Below are 18,940 nucleotides of genomic sequence, written 5' to 3'. Positions count from 1 at the left end.
ACCTTTGCGTCCAGCGGTCTCCAGCCGGGTCGCGCCATCAGCCAATCGGAAGCACGGGAAGAGATGTCGGCACCGAACAAGTCGTACGACCCAGTCGAGGTCGAGGCACTGAAACCGGAAGAGATCGAGCGCATGCGGGACGAGGCGTTCGCCGCCTTCGCCGCCGCCGGCGACCTCGACGCGCTCGCCCAGGCGAAGACCGCGCACACCGGAGGTACCTCGCCCCTGTCGCTCGCCAACCGCGAGATCGGCGCCCTGCCCCCGCAGGCCAAGGCCGAGGCGGGCAAGCGCGTGGGCCAGGCCCGCGGCGCCGTCTCCAAGGCCCTGGCCGCCCGCCAGGCCGAGCTGGAGGCCGAGCGCGACGCCCGGGTGCTCGTCGAGGAGGCCGTGGACGTCACGCTGCCCTACGACCGCACCCCGGCCGGCGCCCGCCACCCGCTGACGACCATCATGGAGCGCGTCGCGGACGTCTTCGTGGCCATGGGCTACGAGATCGCCGAGGGCCCCGAGGTCGAGGCGGAGTGGTTCAACTTCGACGCCCTGAACTTCGTGCCCGACCACCCGGCCCGCCAGATGCAGGACACCTTCTTCGTCCAGGGCACCACGCCCGACGGGAAGGCGACCGAGGGCGACGAGTCCGGCGTCGTGCTGCGTACGCACACCTCGCCCGTCCAGGCCCGCTCGCTCCTGGAGCGCAAGCCGCCCGTCTACGTGGTCTGCCCCGGCCGGGTCTACCGCACCGACGAGCTGGACGCCACGCACACCCCGGTCTTCCACCAGATCGAACTGCTCGCCGTCGACGAGGGCCTCACCATGGCCGACCTCAAGGGCACCCTGGACCACATGGTCCAGGCGCTCTTCGGGCCGGACATGAAGACCCGGCTGCGGCCGAACTTCTTCCCGTTCACCGAGCCGTCCGCCGAGATGGACATGGTCTGCTACGTCTGCCGCGGCGAGTCCGTCGGCAACCCGGACCGCCCCTGCCGCACCTGCGGCAGCGAGGGCTGGATCGAGCTCGGCGGCTGCGGCATGGTCAACCCCAAGGTGCTCACCGCCTGCGGTGTCGACCCCCAGAAGTACAGCGGATTCGCCTTCGGGTTCGGCATCGAACGGATGCTGATGTTCCGCCACAACGTCGAAGACATGCGAGACATGGTCGAGGGTGACGTCCGGTTCACCCGGCCGTTCGGGATGGAGATCTGATGCGCGTCCCGCTTTCCTGGCTGCGGGAGTACGTCGACCTGCCGGCGACGGAGACCGGCCGTGACGTACAGGCCAAGCTCGTCTCCGTCGGCCTGGAGGTCGAGACCGTCGAGCAGATCGGCGCGGGTCTCAAGGGCCCCCTGGTCGTCGGACAGGTCCTGACCATCGAGGAGCTGGAGGGGTTCAAGAAGCCCATCCGCTTCTGCACGGTCGACGTCGGCACCGCCAACGGCACCGGCGAACCGCAGGAGATCGTCTGCGGCGCTCGTAACTTCTCGGTCGGCGACAAGGTCGTCGTGGTCCTCCCGGGCGCGGTCCTGCCCGGCGACTTCGCGATCGCCGCCCGCAAGACGTACGGCAAGACCTCGCACGGCATGATCTGCTCCACCGACGAGCTCGGCATGGGCGACGACGGCACGCACGGCATCATCGTGCTGCCGCCCGAGCACGAGGTCGGCACCGACGCCATCGAGCTGCTCCAGCTCGTCGACGAGGTCCTCGACATCGCCGTCACCCCGGACCGGGGCTACTGCCTCTCGATGCGCGGTGTCGCCCGCGAGACCGCCATCGCGTACGGGCTGCCGCTGCGCGACCCGGCACTCCTGGACGTGCCCGCGCCCAACGCGTACGGCTACCCGGTCCAGATCTCCGACCCGATCGGCTGCGACCGCTTCACCGCGCGCACCGTGACCGGTCTCCAGCCCGAGGCCCGCTCCCCGATCTGGATGCAGCGCCGCCTCCAGAAGGCCGGGATGCGGCCGATCTCGCTGGCCGTCGACATCACCAACTACGTGATGCTGGAGCTCGGCCAGCCGCTGCACGCCTACGACCGCAACCGGGTCGACGGGCCGATCGGCGTGCGCCGCGCCACCCAGGGCGAGAAGCTCACCACGCTGGACGGCACCGTCCGCGTGCTGGACGCCGAGGACCTGGTCATCACCGACAACCGCGGGCCGATCGGCCTCGCGGGCGTCATGGGCGGCGCCAACACCGAGATCGCCGACGCGGACGGCGAGCACGCGCTCACCACCGAGGTCGTCATCGAGGCCGCGCACTTCGACGCGATCTCGATCGCCCGCACCGCGCGCCGCCACAAGCTGTCCTCCGAGGCGTCCAAGCGCTTCGAGCGCGGTGTCGACCCGCAGGCCGCCGCCGCTGCCGCGCAGCGCACGGTGGACCTGCTGGTCCTCCTCGCGGGCGGCACCGCCGAGGCCGGGGTCACCGAGATCACCTCGCCCCACGCCCCGCGCACCATCGCCATGCCGGCGAACCACCCCGACAAGGTGGCCGGTGTGGAGTACGGGCGCGAGACCGTCGTCCGCCGCCTCCAGGAGGTCGGCTGCGACGTCTACGGGCAGGACGAGCTGATCGTCACCGTCCCGTCCTGGCGGCCCGACCTGAACGAGCCGAACGACCTGGCCGAAGAGGTCATCCGCCTGGAGGGCTACGAGAACCTGCCCTCCACCCTGCCGACGCCCCCCTCCGGCCGCGGTCTCACCGACCGCCAGCGGCTGCACCGCCGCATCGGCCGGGCGCTGGCCGGAGCCGGGTACGTCGAGGCGCTGAACTACCCGTTCATCGGCGACGCGGTCCTGGACCAGCTCGGCCTGGAGGCGGACGACGACCGCCGCCGCACGGTCAAGCTCGTCAACCCGCTCTCCGACGAGGAGCCGGCGCTGCGCACCACGCTGCTGCCGGGCCTCCTCGGCGCGCTGCGGCGCAACGACGGCCGGGGCAGCCACGACCTCGCCCTCTTCGAGACGGGGCTCGTCTTCCGGCCCACGGGTGAGGAGACGGCCGCCGTCCGGCTGCCCGTCGACCGCCGTCCCACCGACGAGGAGATCGCCGGTCTCGACGCGGCCCTCCCGCGTCAGCCGCGCCGCGCCGCCGTCGTCCTCGCGGGCGCCCGCGAGCAGGCCGGCTGGTGGGGCAAGGGCACCCCGGCGACCTGGGCGGACGCCGTCGAGGCCGCCCGGTCCATCGCGGCCGAGGCCGGCGTGGAGGTCACCGTCCGCGCCGACCAGCACGCCCCGTGGCACCCGGGCCGCTGCGCCGCGCTGTACGTCACCGTGGACGGCGAGGAGACCCTCTTCGGACACGCGGGCGAACTCCACCCGCGCGTCATCAAGGCGCTCCACCTGCCCGAGCGGACCTGTGCCGCCGAGGTCGAGTTGGACGTCCTGGAGCGGGCCGTCGACGGAGCGCTCCAGGCGCCCCGGATCTCCACCTTCCCGGTGGCGACCCAGGATGTCGCGCTCGTCGTCGCCGGGGACGTCCCGGCCGCCGACGTGGAGCGGGCGCTGCGCGAGGGCGCGGGTGAACTCCTCGAATCGCTGCGGCTGTTCGACGTCTTCACCGGCGAGCAGATCGGCGAGGGCAACAAGTCCCTGGCGTACGCGCTCCGCTTCCGCGCCGCCGACCGCACGCTGACCGTGGACGAGGCCTCGGCCGCCCGCGACAGCGCGGTGGCCCTGGCCGCCGAGCGCACGGGCGCGGTGCTGCGCGGGGCGTAACACCCCCTGGGCGTTGAGAAGGGGCGTATCCGGCCACCGGGTACGCCCCTTCTCGTTGTCCCGCCGGGCGGCTGGGGGACCGCACGCGGACCGGACACGGAACCGGGAGGAAGCGCGGTTCCGGCCCCGGCCCGCAGCCACCCTCCTTCGTCGTTGGGCAGTGGGTCGTGCGATCCGGCGCCCGTCCGCACGGCCACGGAGTGTCGGGCAGGCCGGCGGTGCGGACGGACGCGGGTGCGGGTCGTCAACCGTTACGAGGGGGAGCCGACGACCCGGCCGCCTCTTGCGAGGAGCTCATTCAACCGAGCCCCGCCCCGGCGCGGCAGGGTGCACAGCCCGACGGTTCGGGCATTCCGTTCACACCCCGTGTGAAACGTGCTGGACTAGGCTCATTGCGACACGCACCTGGGGGGACCATGGAGCCGAATGTCCTGCTCGAATCCCTGATCGACGAGGCCGGGATGTCCCGGGCGGGGCTCGCCGGTCACGTCAACCGGGCGGGCCGGACACGCGGCCTGACCCTGCGGTACGAACACACCGCGGTCTCCCGCTGGCTGAAGGGCCAGCGCCCGCGCGGCCAGGTGCCGGACCTGATCTGCGAGGTGCTGGGCGGCCGGCTGGGCCGCCCGGTCGCGCTGGACGACATCGGCATGGGCGTCTTCGGCGGCCACGGCACCGAGAGCGCACCGCACAGCGCTACCCTCTCCGGCTTCGTCGACCGGGCCACGGCGCTCTGGCGCTCGGACGAACAGCAGCGCCCCCACCTGGCCACCGTCCCCGCCGTCACCGGCACCACGGCGGTGATGCCGGTCTGGGAGTGGGAGAACCCTCCGGAGGACACCGACGTCTCCCGCCCGGGCCCCGGCCGCGTCAGCATGGCCGACATAGAGACGCTCCGCTCCGCCCGCGACCACTACGAGCAGATGTACCGCAAGGCGGGCGGCATCGCTACCAGACCCCGCATCGTCCGCTTCCTCAACGCCGAGGCCGCACCCCTGCTGCGCGGCGGCCACAGCGACGCGCTCGGCCGCCGCCTGCACCGGGCGACGGCCGCGCTGGTGGCGGTGGCCGGCATCTGCGCGTACGACTCCGACGCCCACGGCCTCGCCCAGCGCTACTTCCACCAGGCGCTGCGGCTCGCCAAGTCCAGCGGCGACCGCGCGCTCGGCGGCTATGTGATCGCCCTGCTGACCACCCAGTCCCTCTTCCTCGGCGACCACCGCCGCTCCATCGCCTTCGCCGAAGCGGCGCTGCGGGCCGCCGGGGACCACATCACCCCGGCGCTCGCCGCCGATCTGCACGCCATGCAGGCCAAGGCGTACGCCCACCTCGGCGACGCGGCGGCGGCCCGGGCCCGCATCGGGCGGGCCGAGGCGCAGGCGGGCCGGATCCACACCGGGCGGGAGCCCGACGAGACCGGGTACGTCCAGCCGGGGCTGGTCGACGTCCAGGTGGCGGAGGCGCTGCTCAGCCTCGGGGATCTGCCCGCGGCACGGGAGCACGCGGCCTCCGCCGTGCGCGCCCCGGCGCACGACCGGGGGCGCGTGCACCGACTGGCGATGCTCAGCCATATCGAACTGCTCCAGGGCGAGCCGGACCGCGCGGCCGGGACCGCCGCCGAAATGGCCGAGCGCGCCCGGGGCATGGAGTCCCAGCGGCTGCGCGACCGGCTGCGCCAGGTGCGGCGGGAGCTGGCGGAGAGCGGCTGCGCCGACGCCGTACAGACGGCCGATGTGATCGGCGGGGCGCTCCGCGTGCCCCTGTGAGCTCCGCCGCGCACCCGCCGCTCGTTCCGCTTCGCGGCCGACCCTGCTGGCATGTTGCCCCCAACATGTCGAAAGGCGGCAGAACCGTGCAGTGGACGAACTTAAGCGAACAGAATGTGTATCAGAACCGTTGGTTCCGGGTGAACCTGGCCGATGTGGAGCTGCCCGACGGCAGCCACCTCGACCACTACGTCATCCGGCTGCGGCCCGTCGCCGCGGCCACCGTCGTCAACGCGGCGGACGAGGTGCTGCTGCTCTGGCGCCACCGGTTCATCACCGACAGCTGGGGGTGGGAGCTGGCCGCGGGGGTCGTCGAGGACGGCGAGGACATCGCGGCCGCGGCGGCCCGCGAGATGGAGGAGGAGACCGGCTGGCGGCCGGGCCCGCTGCGCCCGCTGCTCACCGTGGAGCCCGCCAACGGCCTCACCGACGCCCGCCACCACCTCTACTGGGCGGAGGAGGCGCAGTACACGGGCCCTCCGCAGGACGCCTTCGAGTCCTCACGCCGTGAGTGGATACCGCTGAAGCTGGTTCCGGACATGATCGCCCGGGGCGAGGTGCCGGCGGCGAACATGGCGGCGGCGCTGCTGATGCTGCACCACCTGCGGCTCTGACCGGTTCTGTACGCACGAGGAGCCGGTCCCGGGGTGTCCGGGACCGGCTCCACGAAGTGACGGGGGGAGTCAGGCGTACGGGTAGAAGCCCGACCCCGTCTTGCGGCCGAGGCGGCCCGCGTCGACCATGCGCTGGAGCAGCGGGGGAGCGGCGTACAGCGGCTCCTTGTACTCGGCGTACATCGAATCGGCGACCGAGGCCACGGTGTCCAGGCCGATCAGGTCCGCGAGCTTCAGCGGGCCCATCGGGTGGGCGCAGCCCATCTCCATGCCGTTGTCGATGTCCTCGCGGCTCGCGATGCCCGACTCGAACATCCGGATCGCCGAGAGCAGGTACGGGATCAGCAGCGCGTTGACGACGAAGCCGGACCGGTCCTGGGCGCGGATCGGGTGCTTGCCCAGCACGTCCTGGACGACGGCCTCGGCGCGCGCGATCGTCTCGTCCGACGTGGTCAGCGCCGGGATCAGCTCCACCAGCTTCTGGACCGGCGCCGGGTTGAAGAAGTGGATGCCGATGACCCGGTCCGGGCGCGAGGTCGCCACGGCCAGCTTCACCAGCGGGATGGAGGAGGTGTTGGAGGCGAGGATCGCGTCCTGCCGGGTCACCACCTGGTCCAGGACCTGGAAGATCTCCGTCTTGACCTGCTCGTTCTCCACGACGGCCTCGATGACGAGGTCGCGGTCGGCGAACTCCCCGAGGTCGGTGGTGAAGCTGAGGCGGCCGAGGGTCTCGTCCCGCTCCTGCTCGGTGATCTTGCCGCGTTCGGCGGCCTTCGAGAGGGAGTTGTGCAGCCGGGTGCGGCCGATCTCCAGCGCCTCGCCGGTGGTCTCGGCGACCTTCACTTCGAGGCCGCTGCGCGCGCACACCTCCGCGATACCTGCGCCCATCTGGCCACAGCCCACCACCCCGACGCGTGCAATGTCGGCCATAGAGTCCGTCACCTCGTGCCTTTCGATGTTCTCCGCATTGCAGGGTCCCGTCTGATTCCGGTGCCCGCCTCGACCCCACGACGTTACTCCGCGAGCCCACCCCGGTGACCTGCGGGTCATACGGCTACGGAAGGGCATCATCCTGTTACGTGGAGCGATGGTGGTGATGGCCGACGTGAAGGGACGAGTGTGGCGTATGCGACGTACAGGGATGACCCGGAGAGCACTGGTGGCCAGTGCGGCCGGACTGCTGGCGGCGATGACGACGGGGAGTGACGCGGCGGTCGCGCGGACGGCCCGGGCGGTACGGGGAGGAGGCGGCGGCGAGGACCTCTTCGCGCGGGGCGAGCTGCGCGGTGTGTGGATCGCCACGGTCGCCAACCTGGACTGGCCCTCCAAGAAGGGCCTGACGGCGGCGGCCCAGCAGGCAGAACTGATCGCCCACCTGGACCGGGCCGTCCGGCTGCGGCTCAACGCGGTGGTGCTCCAGGTCCGCCCCACGGCGGACGCCCTGTGGCCCTCCCCGTACGAACCGTGGGCCGACTGCCTCACCGGCGTCCAGGGCCAGGACCCGGGCTGGGACCCGCTGGCCACGGCCGTCCGCGAGGCGCACGACCGGGGTCTGGAACTGCACGCCTGGTTCAACCCGTACCGGGTGGCGAACCACACGGACCCCACCCGCCTCGCCGCCTCCCACCCGGCCCGGCGCAACCCCGACTGGGTCCTGCCGTACGGCGGGAAGCTCTACTACAACCCGGGCCTGCCGGAGGTCCGCCGCTTCGTCCAGGACGCGATGCTGGACGCCGTCCGCCGCTACGAGATCGACGCGGTGCACTGGGACGACTACTTCTACCCGTATCCGGCGGCGGGCGAGACGTTCAAGGACGACGCCGCCTACGAGCGGTACGGGGGTGCCTTCCCGGACAAGGCCGCCTGGCGCCGCGACAACGTGGACCGGCTGGTGCGCGAGATGGGCGAGCGGATCCGGGAGACCCGGCAGGGCGTCCGGTTCGGCATCAGCCCCTTCGCCGTCTGGCGCAACAAGACCGCCGACCCGCTCGGCTCCGACACCCGGGCCGGGGTGGAGACGTACGACGACCTGCACGCCGACACCCGTAAATGGGTCAAGGAAGGCTGGATCGACTACATCGCCCCGCAGATCTACTGGCATCTCGGCCAGACCGCCGCCGACTACGCCAAGGTCCTCGCCTGGTGGGCCGCGACCGTACGAGGCACAGGCGTGAGCCTGTACGTCGGGGAGGCGCTCTACAAGGCCGGTGACCCGGCTCAGCCCGCCGCCTGGCAGGACCCGGCGGAACTCTCCCGCCACCTCACCCTCGCCCGCGACCACGAGGAGGCGGGCGGCCACATCTTCTTCTCCGCCAAGCACGTGGCGGCGGACCGGATCGGCGCGATGGCCAGGGTGGCCGCCGACCACTACCAGGACGTGGCCCGCGCCCCGCGCTGACCCGGAGCTGTGAGGGGCCGGGGCCGCTCGGACCCCGGCCCCGGCCCTCCTACTGCGGCTGCCGGCCCTGGGGCGCCTCGATGTGCTGGACGACGCTGTCGGGCCCGGGGGACATCAGGTGTTCGTGGCCGTCGGGGAAGCGGAGCCGGTACGGAGGGGCGCCCCCGTCCCCGAGCACTTCGATGATCTCTGCGACTCTGTCGTGCTGCCCCACGGTCCTGCCGTGCATCAGCAGCCGGTCGCCCGCGTGTGCCTCCATCGGGAGTGACCTCCTCACGGGTGGCGGTCCGTACGACCAAGTCTATGACCGTACGGGCCGGGATCCCCTTGCTGCGCGCTGCTCGGCCCGGGCCCGGCGTCCCGTCCGCTGGGTGGCCGCGATGCACACCAGCACCGCCACCGCCGCGAGGGGAGCCGCCGCCGAGACCTCCTCGCCGAGCAGCAGGAAAGACCAGGCCAGAGTGAGGAGCGGTTGGGCGAGCTGGAGTTGGCTGGCGCGGGGGACGCCGATCTCGGCCATGCCCTTGTACCAGACGTACAGGCCGAAGAAGGTCGATCCGGCGGCCACCCAGACCAGGCCGAGGACGCCGTGCGCGGTGAGGTGGACCGGCTCCAGCGGCAGGGCCACCGAAGTGCCCGCCACCGCGAACGGCAGGCAGAGGATCAGTGCCCAGCCGATCACCTGCCACCCCGGCATCACCCGGGCCAGCCGGCCGCCCTCGGTGTACCCGGCCGCGCACACCAGCAGCGCGCCGAACAGATACAGGTCGCCCGAGGTCAGGGCGCCGCCGCTCTGCTGCACGGTGAAGCCGATGACGACGGCCGCGCCGGCGAGGGCGGCGACCCAGAACGCACGGGAAGGGCGCTCCCCGGTACGGAGGGACCCCAGCACCGCCGTCGTCAGCGGCAGCAGGCCCACGACCACGGCCGCGTGCGAGGTGGTGGAGGTTTGCAGGGCCAGCGTCGTCAGCAGCGGGAACCCGACCACCACGCCGCCCGCCACCACCGCGAGCCCGCCCCAGTGGCGGCGCGCGGGCACCGGCGCCCGGACCGCCAGCAGGAAGCAGCCCGCGATCAGGGCGGCGAGCGTGGAGCGCAGGGCGACGAGGGACCAGGGGCCGAAGCTCTCCAGGCCCCAGGCGGTGGAGGGGAAGGTCAGCGAGAACGCCACGACGCCGAGCGCGGCGAGGAGCGTGCCACGGCGGGCGGGGGCCTTGGGTGTGTGCTGCGGCGCGTCCGTGGCCCCGGGGGTGTCCTGCGGTGCGTGCGGGGGCGAGGCTGTGGCCGGCGTCGGGGAGGTCTCCGTACCGATGGTGACCGCTATCGTGCCCGATGCGGTAGCGCTATCCTGTGCTCTCATGCAAGAGCGTAGCAGCGTCGCCGAACTGGTCAATTCCCTGCGGGCCGAGCTCAACCGCTACTCACCCGGTGGAAAGCTGCCCTCCAGTCGCGCGCTCGTCGAACGCTTCCGGGTCAGCCCCGTCACCGTCTCCCGCGCCATCGCCCAGCTCGCCGCCGAAGGGCTTGTCATCACCCGCCCCGGCTCCGGCGCCTTCCGGGCCGAGCCCCGTGCCGAAGTGCCCGCTCCCGGTGACACGTCCTGGCAGGAGGTGTCGCTGAGCGGCGACGGCGGACCCGAGGTCGTGCCCCGTACGGTCGATGCCTCCGGGGTCCTTGCCACCCTCGCCGCACCACCGCCCGGCACCATCGAGTTCAACGGCGGCTACCTGCACGCCGATCTCCAGCCGGAGCGGGCCCTCTCGGCCGCCCTCGCCCGGGCCGGCCGCCGCCCGGGAGCCTGGGGCCGCCCGCCCACGGACGGACTGCCCGAACTGCGGTCCTGGTTCGCCCGCGAGATCGGCCCGGCCCTCTCCGGCGCCGACGTCCTGATCACCGCGGGCGGCCAGAGCGCCCTGGCCACCGCCCTGCGCGCCCTCGCCCCGCCCGGCGCCCCGGTCCTCGTCGAGTCGCCCACCTACCCCGGCATGCTCGCGGTCGCCCGCGCCACGGGGCTCCGCCCGGTCCCCGTTCCGATGGACGCCGACGGGGTCCGGCCCGAGCTGCTCGCCGACGCGTTCCGTGCCACCGGGGCCCGGGTCTTCGTCACCCAGCCGCTCTTCCAGAACCCCACGGGGGCGACGCTCGCCCCCGCCCGCCGCCCCGAGGTCCTGGCGATCGCACGGGCGGCCGGAGCCTTCGTCATCGAGGACGACTTCGCCCGGCGCCTCGTCCACGAGGACGCCGGACCGCTCCCGCCACCGCTGGCCGCCGAGGACCCCGACGGGGTGGTCGTCCACGTCTGCTCGCTCACCAAGGTCACCTCGCCCAGCCTCCGGGTCGGCGCACTGGCCGCCCGGGGCCCGGTCCTCGAACGCCTGCGCGCCATCCAGGTCGTCGACAGCTTCTTCGTCCCCAGGCCGCTCCAGGAGGCCGCGCTCGAACTCGTCGGCTCCCCGTCCTGGGGCCGCCACCTGGCCGCGGTGGCGGTGGAGCTGCGCAGCCGCCGTACGGTGATGGCCGCCGCCCTCCGCTCCCAACTCCCCGCGTTCGCCCTGCCCCACGTCCCGGCGGGCGGCGGCAGCCTCTGGCTCCGGATCCCGGCGACGGGCGCGGGCACGGGCCCAGACGAGGCAGCCGTCGCCTCGGCCGCCCTGCGCGCCTCGGTCGCCATCGCCCCGGGCAGCCCGTACTTCTGCGCCGAACCCCCGGCCGGCCACGTACGGCTGAGCTTCGCGGCGGTCTCCGGGGCGGCCGAGATCGCGGAGGGTGTACGCCGGTTGCGTACCGCGTACGACGGGGTGCGGGGGTCTGGGGTGTCGGGCGGCTGACCGCGGCCGGGTACGGGTTGGGCGGGCGGTGGGCCCGGAGGAGGCTGGCGGTTGAGCGCGGCTTGGTACGGGTTTGGGCCCACGGCCACCGGCTCACGGCGGCCCACCGCCACTGGCCCACGGCGGCCCTCGGCCCCCGGCTCACGGCGGCCGCCGGCTCATGCCCGCGTCAGGTCCCGGCTTACGGCCGCGGGCCCACCGCCCACGGCCCCCGGCCACCGGCTCACGCCCCGCGTCAGGCCCCGGCCACCGGCCCACGGCCACCAGCTCCCCCCCCGGCGCGTCAGGCCTGGCTCCCGGCCCCGGGCCCACGGCCCACCGGCCACGGCGCGACCGGCCATCGGCTCTCGTCCCCCGCATCGGCCCTCGGCCCCGGCTCACGCCCCCGCGTCAGGCCCTGGCTCCCGGCCCCGGGCCCACGCCCCACCGCCCACGCCGACCGGCTACCGCTCACCCCCGGCCCCCGCCCCCGGCCCCACCGCCCACGGCCACCAGCCCACGCCCCCGCATCGGGCCCCGCCCCACGCCCCGGCCCCCGCCCCCCTGGCCCTCCCCGCCCCCGCCCCACGCCCCCCACAGACCGGGGCCCTCTTGACCGGACACGCGTTCGGCACCACGATCCGGCCATGACGCATCCGGCCATCACGCAGCGGGTCACCCTGGTCGCGGCGGCGCGCACCTCGCCCCGCCTGGCCGAGCGCTTCGACGACGACCGGCCCCTCGACCACGCGGGCTGGCACGAGGTGCAGTTGGTCGCCCACACCCTCGTCCCGCTCGGGGCGGCCGAACTGCGCTACTGCTCGCCCACCCCGCGCAGCCGCGCCACCGGCGACGCGCTCGGCTACGCGCCCATGGCCCAGCCCGCCCTGCGCGACTGCGACATGGGCCGCTGGCGCGGGATGACCCTGGCCGAGGTCGCCGCCCGCGAACCCGCCGCCGTCGAGGCCTGGTTCGCCGACCCGGGCGGCTCCCCGCACGGCGGCGAGTCCCTCCTCGCCTTCATCGGGCGGGTCGGGAGCTGGCTGGACACCCGTCCGGCCTGCGACGGGTTCATCGTCGCGGTCGCCGAACCCGCCGTGATCCGTGCGGCCCTGGTCTACGCGCTGAACGTGCCGCCGACGGCGTACTGGAACATCGACGTCCGCCCGCTCTCCACGGTCACGCTCGCCGGTGCGCCCGGCCGCTGGAGCCTGAGCCTGGAATCCGGCATCCGCTGACCCCGACTCCGGCCGGCACCCGCCCTTCCCTCCAGTCCGACCAGTCGGTACGTTGCAGGGGCGCCGGTCCCGCACCGTACCGAAGGAGCCCCTGTGCCGCAGATCCACGGCCACTGCGACGACCGGTTCGCCGGGGTCCGGGCCGCCTTCGAGGAGAACTTCAGAGCCCGCGGCGAGCTGGGCGCGGCGGTCACCGTCCTCTCCGGCGGCGTCCCCGTGGTGGACCTCTGGGGCGGCTGGGCCGACGAGTCCCGCACCCGCCCCTGGGAGCGGGACACCGTCGTCAACGTCTGGTCCACGAGCAAGGGCCCCACCGCGCTCTGCGCCCACATCCTCGCCGACCGGGGCCTCCTCGACCTCGATGCCCCCGTGGCCACGTACTGGCCGGAGTTCGCGGCGAACGGCAAGGACGCCGTCCTCGTACGCCATCTCCTCTCGCACCGCTCCGGGGTCGCCGGGATCGACGTACCGCACACCCTGGACGAGCTGTACGACTGGGAGCTGACCTGCGCCCGGCTCGCCGCCACCGCCCCCATGTGGGAGCCGGGGACGCGGTCCGGCTACCACGCGATCTCGTACGGATTCCTCGTCGGCGAGGTGGTCCGCAGGATCAGCGGCTCGCTGCCCGGGGAGTTCCTGCGGCAGGAGATCACCGGCCCGCTCGCAATCGACTTCACCTTCGGCCTCCCGGAGAAGGAGACGCCCCGGCTCGCCGAACTCGTCCAGGAACGTACCGACCGCGCCGCCCAGGCCGCCCTCCTGGCCCGGATGGAGCCCGTGGCCGTCGCCTCCCTGCTCAACCCGCCCACGGGCCGGGCCGCCGCCAACACCCCCGCCTGGCGCGCCGCCGAGATCCCCGCCGCCAACGGCCACGGCACCGCCCGCGCGGTCGCCGCGCTCTACGGCATCCTCGCCGGACGCGGCACCCTCGACGGCCGCCGCATCCTCTCCGAGCGGGCCGCCGAACGCGTCCGGGAGAGCCAGGGCGCCTGCCGCGACCTCGTCCTCGGCGACGCCTTCGCCCACGAGACGGAGATCGCCCTCGGCCTCTGGCTGAGCGGTCCTAACCGCTCCTACGGCCCCAACCCGCGGGCGATGGGCCACGACGGCGCGGGCGGCTCCTGCGGGCTGGCCGACCCGGAAGCGGGAATCGCCCTCGGCTACGTCATGAACCGCATGGGCTCCGGAGTGGCCGACGATCCCCGCAAGACGGCCCTGGTCGAAGCGGTCTACGCGGCCCTCGGGGACCCCGCCCGGGCGTGAGCGGAACGCGACATTCCACACCACCGACCCAACCCGGGTTTCGCCTGCGGTTGCCAGGAATGTGAGGATGTCACCATGACAACCAAGGTCTACTTCGACATCACCATCGACGACGCGCCCGCAGGGCGGATCACGTTCAACCTGTTCGACGACGTCGTCCCCAAGACGGCGGAGAACTTCCGCGCGCTCGCCACCGGCGAGAAGGGCTTCGGCTACGCCGGCTCGTCCTTCCACCGCGTCATCACCGACTTCATGCTCCAGGGCGGTGACTTCACCCGGGGTGACGGCACCGGCGGCAAGAGCATCTACGGCGAGAAGTTCGCCGACGAGAACTTCAAGCTCAAGCACGACCGCGTCGGCCTGCTCTCCATGGCCAACGCCGGCCCGAACACCAACGGCTCGCAGTTCTTCATCACCACGGTGCTCACCCCGTGGCTGGACGGCAAGCACGTGGTCTTCGGCGAGGTCGCCGACGAGGACGGCATGGCCCTGGTCCGCAAGATCGAGGCGCTCGGCTCCTCCAGCGGCCGCACCCGCGCCAAGGTCACCATCGCCGAGTCCGGCGTTCTCTGACCGAGGCGGGCCTTCGGGCCCGGCAGCCCGGCACTCCCGGCACACAGGAAGCCCGGCCGACGCATCGCGTCGGCCGGGCTTCCCGGTATTGCGGTCGTTCGCGGTCAGTTCGCCTGGGCGGCGCGCTCCGCGTTGCGCTCCTTGATCCGGGCGGCCTCCTTGCGGACCTCCGCCTGGGTGGCCCGCTCCTTCTGGAGCCACTCGGGCATCTCGTCCTTCAGGGCGTCGATCTGCTCGGTGGTGAGGGCATCGGTGACCCCGCCGCGGGCGAGCCCCGCGATGGAGACGCCGAGCTTCGCCGCGACCACCGGACGGGGGTGCGGTCCGGTGCGGCGCAGCTCCACCAGCCATGCGGGCGGGTCGGTCTGGAGGGCGTTGAGCTCGGTGCGCGAGACGGCACCCTCCTGGAACTCGGCGGGGGTGGCCTGGAGGTACACACCCAGCTTCTTCGCCGCGGTGGCGGGCTTCATGGTCTGGGCGGTCTTGTGCGACGTCATGGGTCCAGGGTATCGACCATGGGACATACCTCCGACCACTCACCGCCGACCGGGGCGGGCCGGCGGCGACCCGGCCGGTAGCCTGGTTCCGTGACAGGCTCGGACACCCCCTCATCCTTCAGGCTCGCGTACGTCCCCGGCGTGACGCCGACCAAGTGGGTGAGGGTCTGGCACGAGCGGCTGCCCGGCACCCCCCTGGAGCTCGTCCAGGTCCCCGCGGCCGAGGCCTCGCGGCTGCTGGCGGACGGAGGCGCGGAGGCCGGTCTCGTACGGCTGCCGGTCGACCGGGACGTCCTCAGCGCGATCCCCCTCTACACCGAGACGACCGTCGTCGTGATCCCCAAGGACCACGTCGCCACGGCCGCCGAGGACGTGACGCTCGCCGACCTGGCGGACGAGATCGTCCTGCACCCCCTCGACGACCTCCTCGACTGGGACACCCTCCCCGGCCGTCCCGCACTCGAACGCCCGGCCACGACGGCGGACGCGATCGAACTGGTGGCGGCGGGCGTGGGCGTCCTCCTCGTCCCGCAGTCCCTGGCCCGCCTGCACCACCGCAAGGACCTCACCTACCGCCCGGTCCTGGAGGCCCCCGAGTCCCGCGTCGCCCTGTCGTGGCCGCAGGAGGAGCCCACCCCCGACCTGGTGGAGGAGTTCATCGGCATCGTCCGGGGGCGCACGGTCAACAGCACCCGGGGCCGCGCGGCCACTCCGCCCCAGCCGTCGGCCAAGGAGAAGGCGAAGGCCAAGCGGGCGGCCACGGGCACCGGCTCCGGCCGCAAGCCCGCACCCGGCGGCAAGCAGTCCGGTACGGGCCGCCGCGCGGGCGCCCCCAAGGGCGGCAGGTCCGGCCAGCCGGGCGGCAAGACGCCCGGCAAACGCGGAAAGCCGCGCGGCCGCTAGAGCCGGGCACCCCGCCCCGTGCGCCTGCCTTGGTGGCTGCGCCCTCTCCGTACGCGCCCTGCGCCCTCGTACGCGTAAGCCGATGGCTTGGGGCCTCCGCCCCCGCGCGCGTATGCCGGCAGCGGGGCCGTCCGGCCCCGTACGCGTAGCCATGCGCTACTCCCACCTGCCTACCCACCCCCTCCCCGCCCCCGCCGTCCCTTCGCCTCCGTGTCCCGACGTCCCGTCCGGCCGATCCCGCGAATGGCGTCCCAGCAGGTCAGGGGGCGGGAATTCCCGGGATTGCGTCACTTCCCCGGCAGCCGTGGTGGGCGGCGCCCCCTGTCCCGCAGGGTTGTCGTCAGCCGGCCGGTGCGGTCGGTTCCGTTCACGGGAGGGGAAGTACATGCGTGCCATGACGCGGACGTTCGTGAGTGTCGCCACCGCTGCGGGGATCGCGGCCGGGACGCTGGGGGCAGCGGGCACCAGCTTCGCGGCGACGCCGGCGCAGCAGTCCGCACCGGCGGTCAGCGCCGAGGCGGTCGCGCCGCTCGCGGTCGTCAACCTCGGCCTGAGCACCGCCCAGGCGAAGAAGGTCCAGGGCTGGCTGAAGCGCTCGTACGGCTACACCGGCGCGATCGACGGACAGCTCGGCACCAACAGCTGGAAGGCCTTCCAGCGCTTCCTCCGCCACTGGGGCTACGACGGCGCCATCGACGGCGTCGTCGGCAGCGGCACGGTGAAGGCGCTCCAGCGCAGCCTCAAGAACCAGTACGGGTACACCGGCGCGATCGACGGCATCGCCGGACCGGGCACCCAGGCCGCGTTCAAGCGCCTGGCCGACCGTCTCTGATCCGGTAGCGAGCGGCCCCTCGGGGGAGGAGGGGCTCCGGCCGGTGATGGGAGGACCGGGAGCGGCGTCGCGACGGGGGTCGCCGATCGCACGGTCAGCGGGGGAGCGGACCGTTCCGCACTCTTCATGAAGGCCCGGACCTGCCCGGTGCGCCAGTGGTGGCGCACCGGGCAGTGGTGTGAACGGACCGTGGTGCGGACGGGGTTGCTCGGTGGCGAGTCAGCCGGCGGCGAGGAGTTCGAGCGTGTCGATCACACGGTTCGAGAAGCCCCACTCGTTGTCGTACCAGGCGACCACCTTCACATGGCGGCCGTCGACGCGGGTGAGCGCCGAGTCGAAGATCGACGAGGCCGGGTTGCCCGTGATGTCGGACGAGACGAGCGCGTCGTCCGAGTATTCGAGTACGCCCGCGAGCGGCCCCTGCGCCGCGGCGCGGTACGCCGCCAGCACGTCCTCGCGCGTCACGTCGCGCGCGACGGTCGTGTTGAGTTCGACGATCGATCCCACCGGAACCGGTACGCGGATCGAGTCGCCCGACAGCTTGCCGTCGAGGTTCGGCAGCACGAGGCCGATCGCCTTGGCGGCGCCCGTCGTGGTCGGCACGATGTTGACGGCGGCGGCGCGGGCGCGGCGGGCGTCGCGGTGCGGGCCGTCCTGGAGGTTCTGCTCCTGGGTGTAGGCGTGCACCGTCGTCATGAAGCCGTGTTCGATGCCGGCCAGGTCGTCCAGCACCTTGGCCAGCGGCGCGAGCGCGTTGGTCGTGCACGAGGCGTTCGAGACGATCGTGTGCGCGGCCGGATCGTACGCGTCGGTGTTGACCCCGAACGCGAGAGTGACATCGGCGCCGGTCGCCGGCGCGCTGATCAGCACCTTCTTCGCACCCGCGTCGAGGTGCGCACGGGCGGCCTCGGCCGAGGTGAAGCGGCCCGTCGCCTCCAGCACGATGTCGACGCCGAGCGAGGCCCACGGCAGCTTCGCCGGTTCGCGCTCGGCGAGCACGGTGATGCGGTGGCCGTCCACGACCAGGGTGTCCCCGTCGACGGTCACCGGGCGGCCGAGCCGTCCCGCCGTGGTGTCGAAGGCGAGCAGCCGCGCCAGCGCGTCGGGCTCCGTGAGGTCGTTGACGGCGACGATCTCCAGGCCGCTGTCGCGCTCCAGCAGTGCGCGCAGCACATTGCGTCCGATGCGGCCGAATCCGTTGATGGCGATGCGGGTCATGAGTGGTGGTGTCCCTTCCGGTCCCTGCGGGTTCGCCACCAGGTTCGCGCGCACCGTCCACCGTCGACAGCGGCGTGATCGCCACGGTCCGAAAGGATCGCGCCAGGCTATTCGTCCCGGGCGAAGGTGCGCCGGTACTCGCTCGGCGTCGTCCCCAGGATGCGCTGGAAGTGCAGCCGCAGATTGGCACCGGTGCCGAGGCCGACGTCGGCGGCGATCTGCTCGATGCCCCGCCGCGAACGCTCCAGCAGCTCGCGGGCCACGTCGATGCGGGCCCGCATGACCCACTGCATCGGCGTGTACCCGGTGTCCTCGACGAAGCGCCGCGAGAGCGTGCGCGGCGACACCGCCGCGTGCCGGGCGAGGGCGTCGAGGGTGAGGGGCTCGGCGAGCCGGTGCAGCGCCCACTCCCGGGTGGCGGCGAACCGCTCGCCGAGCGGTTCGGGCACACTGCGCGGCACGTACTGGGCCTGACCGCCGCTGCGGTAGGGGGCCGCCACCAGCCGCCGCGCCGCGTGGTTCGACGCGGAGACTCCCAGATCGCCGCGGAGGATGTGCAGGCACAGGTCGATACCCGAGGCGGCACCGGCCGAGGTCAGCACGCTGCCCTCGTCGACGAAGAGAACGTTCTCGTCGACCTGGACGAGCGGATACCTCGCCGCGAGCGCCCGCGTGTAGTGCCAGTGCGTCGTGGCCCGCCTGCCGTCGAGTAGCCCTGTGGCGGCGAGCGCGAAGGCCCCCGTGGAGATGGCCGCGAGCCGGGCGCCCCGGTGGTGGGCGGCGATCAGCGCGTCGACGACGGCCGGCGGTGGGTCGTCACGGTCCGGATGCCGGTACCCGGGTACGAAGACGATGTCGGCCCACGCGAGCGCTTCGAGGCCATGGGCGACGTCGTACGACAGCCCGTCCCCACCGGCCACGAGACCGGGCGCCGCCCCGCATACCCGCACCTCGTACGGCATGCTCGCGCGGGTCGTGAACACCTGCGCGGGGATCCCCACATCGAGAGGCTTCGCACCTTCGAGCACGAGGACGGCGACGTGGTACGGGGGTGAGGCGGGCACGGGGGAGAGGGTACGCGGGGCGGGGGCGTCGGCCCTGTTCCGCCCCACGGT

The 18,940-nt window shown here is 73.4% G+C and carries 17 protein-coding genes; 11 read left to right on the top strand and 6 right to left on the bottom strand.

Going from position 1 to position 18,940, the window contains the following annotated elements:
- Window positions 1-63: 63 nt before the first annotated feature.
- The 4 genes from pheS (at window position 64) to GTY67_RS04365 (ending at window position 6,096) form a co-directional block, all read left to right on the top strand.
- Window positions 64-1,203, top strand: a complete 1,140-nt coding sequence (pheS, locus tag GTY67_RS04380; protein ID WP_010070207.1) for a phenylalanine--tRNA ligase subunit alpha — start codon at window positions 64-66, stop codon at window positions 1,201-1,203.
- Window positions 1,203-3,716: a phenylalanine--tRNA ligase subunit beta gene (gene pheT / locus GTY67_RS04375; protein ID WP_161277838.1), complete on the top strand. Its 2,514-nt coding sequence runs from the start codon at window positions 1,203-1,205 to the stop codon at window positions 3,714-3,716. Before pheS ends, pheT begins: the two co-directional genes overlap by 1 nt.
- Before the next feature lie 416 nt (window positions 3,717-4,132).
- Window positions 4,133-5,482 carry a transcriptional regulator gene (locus tag GTY67_RS04370; RefSeq protein WP_161277837.1) on the top strand — a complete coding sequence of 450 codons (1,350 nt, stop codon included), beginning with the start codon at window positions 4,133-4,135 and terminating at the stop codon, window positions 5,480-5,482.
- 86 nt (window positions 5,483-5,568) lie between these two features.
- Window positions 5,569-6,096: an NUDIX domain-containing protein gene (locus tag GTY67_RS04365; protein WP_093693444.1), complete on the top strand. Its 528-nt coding sequence runs from the start codon at window positions 5,569-5,571 to the stop codon at window positions 6,094-6,096.
- Between the two features lie 69 nt (window positions 6,097-6,165).
- Here GTY67_RS04365 and GTY67_RS04360 read toward each other — a convergent pair whose 3' ends face one another.
- Complete coding sequence (locus GTY67_RS04360) at window positions 6,166-7,026, bottom strand: 3-hydroxybutyryl-CoA dehydrogenase (protein WP_161277836.1); 861 nt, start codon at window positions 7,024-7,026, stop codon at window positions 6,166-6,168.
- 229 nt (window positions 7,027-7,255) lie between these two features.
- Here GTY67_RS04360 and GTY67_RS04355 point away from each other — a divergent pair, with 229 nt between their 5' ends.
- Window positions 7,256-8,494 carry a family 10 glycosylhydrolase gene (locus GTY67_RS04355; protein WP_161279950.1) on the top strand — a complete coding sequence of 413 codons (1,239 nt, stop codon included), beginning with the start codon at window positions 7,256-7,258 and terminating at the stop codon, window positions 8,492-8,494.
- Window positions 8,495-8,543: 49 nt separating this feature from the next.
- Here the strand turns inward: GTY67_RS04355 and GTY67_RS04350 are convergent, their stop codons facing one another.
- Both GTY67_RS04350 and GTY67_RS04345 read right to left on the bottom strand, forming a co-directional pair.
- Complete coding sequence (locus GTY67_RS04350) at window positions 8,544-8,753, bottom strand: DUF1918 domain-containing protein (protein WP_018515301.1); 210 nt, start codon at window positions 8,751-8,753, stop codon at window positions 8,544-8,546.
- Window positions 8,754-8,795: 42 nt separating this feature from the next.
- On the bottom strand, window positions 8,796-9,854 hold the full coding sequence (locus tag GTY67_RS04345; protein WP_161277835.1) for a DMT family transporter: 1,059 nt from the start codon (window positions 9,852-9,854) through the stop codon (window positions 8,796-8,798).
- On the opposite strand from GTY67_RS04345, the gene GTY67_RS04340 reads away from it, so the two are divergent.
- From GTY67_RS04340 to GTY67_RS04325, 4 genes are all read left to right on the top strand, one after another.
- Window positions 9,853-11,322 carry a PLP-dependent aminotransferase family protein gene (locus GTY67_RS04340; RefSeq protein WP_161277834.1) on the top strand — a complete coding sequence of 490 codons (1,470 nt, stop codon included), beginning with the start codon at window positions 9,853-9,855 and terminating at the stop codon, window positions 11,320-11,322. The two genes, GTY67_RS04345 and GTY67_RS04340, sit on opposite strands and share 2 nt — an antisense overlap.
- Before the next feature lie 641 nt (window positions 11,323-11,963).
- The gene (locus GTY67_RS04335; protein WP_093691126.1) at window positions 11,964-12,539 is read left to right on the top strand and encodes a histidine phosphatase family protein; all 576 of its coding nucleotides are present in this window, start codon (window positions 11,964-11,966) and stop codon (window positions 12,537-12,539) included.
- Between the two features lie 93 nt (window positions 12,540-12,632).
- Complete coding sequence (locus GTY67_RS04330) at window positions 12,633-13,802, top strand: serine hydrolase domain-containing protein (RefSeq protein WP_161277833.1); 1,170 nt, start codon at window positions 12,633-12,635, stop codon at window positions 13,800-13,802.
- 75 nt (window positions 13,803-13,877) lie between these two features.
- Entirely contained in the window at window positions 13,878-14,375 is a 498-nt protein-coding gene (locus tag GTY67_RS04325; RefSeq protein WP_093691117.1) for a peptidylprolyl isomerase, read from the top strand.
- A gap of 104 nt (window positions 14,376-14,479) precedes the next feature.
- On the opposite strand, the gene GTY67_RS04320 is transcribed toward GTY67_RS04325, so the two are convergent.
- Window positions 14,480-14,872: a DUF5997 family protein gene (locus GTY67_RS04320; protein WP_093691115.1), complete on the bottom strand. Its 393-nt coding sequence runs from the start codon at window positions 14,870-14,872 to the stop codon at window positions 14,480-14,482.
- 90 nt (window positions 14,873-14,962) lie between these two features.
- Here GTY67_RS04320 and GTY67_RS04315 point away from each other — a divergent pair, with 90 nt between their 5' ends.
- Together GTY67_RS04315 and GTY67_RS04310 are read left to right on the top strand one after the other, a co-directional pair.
- The gene (locus GTY67_RS04315) at window positions 14,963-15,775 is read left to right on the top strand and encodes a LysR family transcriptional regulator substrate-binding protein (RefSeq protein WP_093691113.1); all 813 of its coding nucleotides are present in this window, start codon (window positions 14,963-14,965) and stop codon (window positions 15,773-15,775) included.
- 385 nt (window positions 15,776-16,160) lie between these two features.
- The gene (locus tag GTY67_RS04310; protein ID WP_093691111.1) at window positions 16,161-16,607 is read left to right on the top strand and encodes a peptidoglycan-binding domain-containing protein; all 447 of its coding nucleotides are present in this window, start codon (window positions 16,161-16,163) and stop codon (window positions 16,605-16,607) included.
- Between the two features lie 219 nt (window positions 16,608-16,826).
- On the opposite strand, the gene gap is transcribed toward GTY67_RS04310, so the two are convergent.
- The gene (gene gap, locus GTY67_RS04305; protein ID WP_161277832.1) at window positions 16,827-17,825 is read right to left on the bottom strand and encodes a type I glyceraldehyde-3-phosphate dehydrogenase; all 999 of its coding nucleotides are present in this window, start codon (window positions 17,823-17,825) and stop codon (window positions 16,827-16,829) included.
- Between the two features lie 107 nt (window positions 17,826-17,932).
- Window positions 17,933-18,889: a helix-turn-helix domain-containing protein gene (locus GTY67_RS04300; protein WP_161277831.1), complete on the bottom strand. Its 957-nt coding sequence runs from the start codon at window positions 18,887-18,889 to the stop codon at window positions 17,933-17,935.
- Window positions 18,890-18,940: the final 51 nt, after the last annotated feature.

Source organism: Streptomyces sp. SID8374 (genome assembly GCF_009865135.1).
GTDB lineage: Bacteria > Actinomycetota > Actinomycetes > Streptomycetales > Streptomycetaceae > Streptomyces.
The sequence above is the reverse complement of the archived record's forward strand: the minus strand, read 5'-3'. Positions and strand labels throughout refer to the sequence as shown.